Origin of the sequence: Chamaesiphon sp. OTE_75_metabat_556, from assembly GCF_031378165.1 — a bacterium.
Lineage (GTDB): Bacteria > Cyanobacteriota > Cyanobacteriia > Cyanobacteriales > Chamaesiphonaceae > Chamaesiphon.
In genome coordinates, this window is the sequence record NZ_JANNDR010000304.1 from 1 (window position 1) to 4351 (window position 4351).

A 4351-nucleotide genomic window follows, 5' to 3' on the forward strand; every position below is an offset into this window, starting at 1 on the left:
ATAGTATGTGATGCTACTGCGGTCGTCGAGTTCGATCGCCCGATCGTAGTCCGATAAAGCACCCTGACGATCTCCCAAGCGATCGCGCAACAACCCGCGATTGCCGTATGCTTTGGCATAATTGGGATCGAGCTGAATCGCACAATTGTAGTCAGCTAAAGCACCCTCGCGATCGCCACCCACATCGCGCCCCCGCCCCCGATTGTAGTATTCGCGCGCATCTTGGGGATGCTGTTGGAGATCGGGATGAGAATCGATGGGGATGTTTGGCTGGTCATTTAAATTTTCTTGCATATTGTCATAGTTCAATGTCATCTCGATCTGTAGCAACGCAATAATGGTTCTGCTGAGAGCTGGTAGACGATTGGCGGCGATCTGAGTTGCTCGATGGCAGCTTTTGGGAGCTGTTTGAGCGGTTTCTCACGCAACGTGACAAGACAGGGAAATTGCTAGATTAATCTATCAAAAGTGACTTTCAAATATTCTCTGGAGACCGCCAGCCGTTCGACTGTGCATCTAAAACTAGAATGTTTACATTCAAAATTCTATCAGTTTCACCAAATGGGATGGTCTTTAGAGCGCAAAGTCCAGCCGAATTACCTAAACGGTAGCAGCTTAAACATCGATCTAGAATTTACCAGGCATCGCTTGATGAGCGGTTGCTCGTCAAAGTATCCGCGATTTCTAAAGCATCGGGGTGGCAATGCTATTGATGATGACGATCGAGATTTTGCCAGTCAGATTGTAGTTGTTCTGATTCTGGTAGATTAGCCAGTAATGCTTGGAGCTTCCACCGTTGAATATACGGCCAGCCACCATTTTCCTCAATATCTCGTAACAATGCAAATAACGATTGCCGACTGTCGGGTAGTGCTGATTGGAAATAACCTTCTTGAATTTCGCGGTGAATTGCTTCTAAAGTCCGCAGCAACACTAGTAACGCCAATGGATCTGCCCGATCTCGATCGGCAATTCCCTGGATTTCTGCCACGATCCGGTCTAGCTGGTTTGTAGCTGCAGTTGCCGATGAAGAGGACAAACTAGTTACTGCTAATTGTGGGTTTAGAGACAGGTCTTTATCTGTATTCATTTAACTTAATTTGTCAAGTAATTTTAATATAAATTCGTATTTTTGGATGTCCGGACAAACCGACAACTAAATATTCGCAAATCATTTGTCTGGAGATGGTATGTGGGCGGCACGCGCGTTGTAGAATACCGATCGACAAGACAATTATCTTACTGTGTCCATAGTAACGATCAAACACAATATTCAAGATTAATTCGATCGATCGCTTACGCACCAGTCAAGACTGTAATAATATAAAATATATCGAAAATTGAGGTTGATCATGAAATTTCGCGGATTATTCGCCGCTTTACTGGCCATCTGTATTGGCTTCTTAACGGCTTGCAGTGATGCTCCTGTATCGGCAACAACGGTACTTACTTATGAAGATATTCGGGGTACTGGACTAGCTAACAACTGCCCGGTCGTTGACGATACCAGCCGAGGTTCCATTCCCCTAGATGCGTCTAAACAATATCAGTTGGTAGACATGTGCATCCAACCAACTAATTACTTTGTCAAGGAAGAGCCTCAGAACAAACGCCAGGAAGCGGAATTTGTAGCTGGTAAATTAGTCACCCGTGCCACTTCCAGTCTCGACCAGATTAGAGGTACCATCTCATTGTCTGCCGATCGGACTTTAACTTTCAAAGAAGAAGACGGACTTGACTTCCAAGCAGTCACTGTCAAAATGCCAGGTGGCGAACTAGTTCCGTTCCTATTTACCATTAAAGAATTGGTTGCTAACAGCCAACCTGGCGTAGAAAGTATCAATACTTCTACAGACTTCGCTGGCGAGTACAAAGTCCCATCCTATCGCGGCAACGTGTTCCTCGATCCCAAAGGTCGCGGTGTTGCTAGTGGTTATATCGACGCAAATGCCCTCCAAGCCGAAGCCAAAAGCCGTGAAGGCGATCGCAAAAATACCAAACGCGCTCAAACATCCAAAGGTAAAATCAATTTTGAAGTTGCCAAAGTCAATAGTGCGACTGGCGAAATTGCCGGAATTTTTGAGAGCGAACAGCCTTCTGATACTGACTTGGGTGCTCTAGATCCCAAGGAAGTTAAAATTCGCGGTCTCTTCTACGCTCGTTTAGAAGCTAAATCCTAAATTTTAGTCGCTAGTTAAATTATCCTGACCAGTGCTGGATCTCATCGAGATCCAGCACTTTTTTTGGAGGGGCGTTGTCACTCCCAACTCCCAGCTCAATCTGCTAATTTAACCGCCGTCCCATCAGCCAAAACCTCAGTCACGCCATCGGTAAATTGCGTCGCACCATCGTACATCCAAATTATCGCGTTAGCACCCAGCGATTTGGCGTGCTCGGTCATCCAGTTGTAAGCATCTTTACAGGCAGTTTCACAAATACCCACATAAGTTTCGTTATTGCCACCGACGATCGTCTTCAAGCCGCCCATAATTCCTTGACCGATCGTCGGCGATCGCCCGACAATACCGCTGACGACACCTAGATAAGTCGCGAGCGGCCGACCCGCAACGTCATTGCCAGTAGTTACAATCATCAGGAGAATTTACCGAATTTTTAGATCTAGTTTACTCCTAGCTCATATCCCCTTTCCCCTATAATGGAAACTCGTTATCGGGAGTGAAAGACACTATGGGTCGTGCTAAAAAAGTTGTGCTTGCTTATTCTGGTGGGGTAGATACGTCGGTATGTATTCCGTATCTCAAGCAAGAGTGGGGCGTTGAAGAAGTCATTACCCTCGCTGCCGATCTGGGACAGGGTGATGAATTGGAACCGATTCGCCAAAAAGCCCTCAATTCTGGTGCGAGTGTATCGCTAGTTGCCAATGCGACCGAGCGGTTCATTACCGACTATGCTTTTCCCGCCCTCAAGGCCAATGCTCTGTACGAAAATCGTTATCCACTCTCAACAGCGTTAGCGCGCCCCTTAATTGCGAAACTACTAGTCGAAGCCGCTGCGGAATATGGTGCGGATGCCGTCGCTCACGGTTGTACGGGTAAAGGTAACGATCAAGTCAGATTTGATGTCTCCATCGCCGCGCTCAATCCTGACTTGAAAGTCCTCGCGCCCGCGCGTGAGTGGGGGATGAGCCGCGAAGAAACGATCGCTTATGGCGAAAAATGCGGTATCCCCTCACCCGTCAAAAAATCTTCGCCTTACAGTGTCGATCTCAATTTACTCGGACGTAGCGTCGAAGCTGGCCCCCTCGAAGATCCGTGGGTCGAACCCCTCGAAGAAGTCTACGCGCTGACTAAAGCGATCGCCGATACGCCCAATGAGCCAGAATATATCGAAATTGGCTTCGATCGCGGTTCGCCAGTCAGCATTAATGGCATCGCACTCGCGCCAGTGAGTCTGATTAGTCAGTTAAATCAGCTAGTCGGCAATCATGGCATCGGTCGAATCGATATGGTCGAAAATCGCCTCGTCGGCATCAAATCGCGCGAGATCTACGAAGTCCCTGGACTATCGGTATTGATTCAAGCTCATCGGGAGTTAGAAAGTCTTACCCTCACTGGTGATGTCGCTCAATATAAACGCGGCATCGAAGAAACCTACAGTAAAATTGTCTACAACGGTCTGTGGTATTCGCCCCTTAAAGCAGCCTTAGATGCCTTTGTCGAGCAAACCCAAGCCAGAGTCTCTGGCACCATCCGGATTAAGCTATTCAAGGGCAATGCGACGATCGTCGGCCGCAAGTCAGAATACAGTCTCTACGATATGGATCTGGCTACCTACGGTGCAGACGATCGCTTCGACCACAAAGCGGCGGAAGGCTTTATCTATGTTTGGGGCTTGCCAACTAGGGTTTGGTCGCAGCGGAATCGGGGCTAGGCTTTAGGCTGTAGGTTTTAGGTGGGACGCAAGCGTCCCTGTTCTCTCTTCCCAAACCTATGTTTTTAGACATACTAGTCGCAAACTTCCTAGTTTCCAATTTCCGAACCTAAAGCCTAAATCCTAATACCTAAAACCTAAAGTGTTGTCCCAACACATGCAACGGCGATCGATCCCAATAATCGATATGGCTGATGATTAACTCGCTGTCGTTGACTAACATTTCGCTGTGGCCAGAAATCTCGATGCGCGGACGCCAGGGGAGTGGGGTATTCCAGCTCAACGTCCAGCGGGTAGTAATTAGTCGATTCTCATGCTCAGAGGCTCCGCCAACGACTCGATCGATTGCGTGCAATTCTAAGTGCGGATCGTGAAACCACTTGCGGATAAACTCGATCGTCTGACGATAGCGATCGAGTCCCCGAAACCGCGTCAGCGGATCTTGAAAATAAACATCTTC

6 protein-coding genes are annotated in these 4351 nt (G+C 47.8%); 2 read left to right on the forward strand and 4 right to left on the reverse strand.

Annotated elements, in window-relative coordinates; translation table 11 throughout:
- Both RMO27_RS12300 and RMO27_RS12305 read right to left on the reverse strand, forming a co-directional pair.
- On the reverse strand, positions 1–294 hold a 294-nt coding region (locus RMO27_RS12300), incomplete at its 3' end, for a tetratricopeptide repeat protein (RefSeq protein ID WP_309732840.1).
- Positions 295–706: 412 nt separating this feature from the next.
- Complete coding sequence (locus RMO27_RS12305) at positions 707–1090, reverse strand: hypothetical protein (RefSeq protein WP_309732842.1); 384 nt, start codon at positions 1088–1090, stop codon at positions 707–709.
- 262 nt (positions 1091–1352) lie between these two features.
- Here RMO27_RS12305 and RMO27_RS12310 point away from each other — a divergent pair, with 262 nt between their 5' ends.
- Positions 1353–2180, forward strand: a complete 828-nt coding sequence (locus RMO27_RS12310) for a photosystem II manganese-stabilizing polypeptide (protein ID WP_309732845.1) — start codon at positions 1353–1355, stop codon at positions 2178–2180.
- A 95-nt stretch (positions 2181–2275) separates the two neighbouring features.
- Here the strand turns inward: RMO27_RS12310 and RMO27_RS12315 are convergent, their stop codons facing one another.
- Positions 2276–2593, reverse strand: a complete 318-nt coding sequence (locus RMO27_RS12315) for a heavy metal-binding domain-containing protein (RefSeq protein WP_309732847.1) — start codon at positions 2591–2593, stop codon at positions 2276–2278.
- A 95-nt stretch (positions 2594–2688) separates the two neighbouring features.
- Between RMO27_RS12315 and RMO27_RS12320 the strand changes: the two genes are divergently transcribed.
- The gene (locus RMO27_RS12320; RefSeq protein WP_309732849.1) at positions 2689–3891 is read left to right on the forward strand and encodes an argininosuccinate synthase; all 1203 of its coding nucleotides are present in this window, start codon (positions 2689–2691) and stop codon (positions 3889–3891) included.
- 130 nt (positions 3892–4021) lie between these two features.
- On the opposite strand, the gene RMO27_RS12325 is transcribed toward RMO27_RS12320, so the two are convergent.
- On the reverse strand, positions 4022–4351 hold a 330-nt coding region (locus RMO27_RS12325), incomplete at its 5' end, for a DUF2358 domain-containing protein (RefSeq protein ID WP_309732851.1).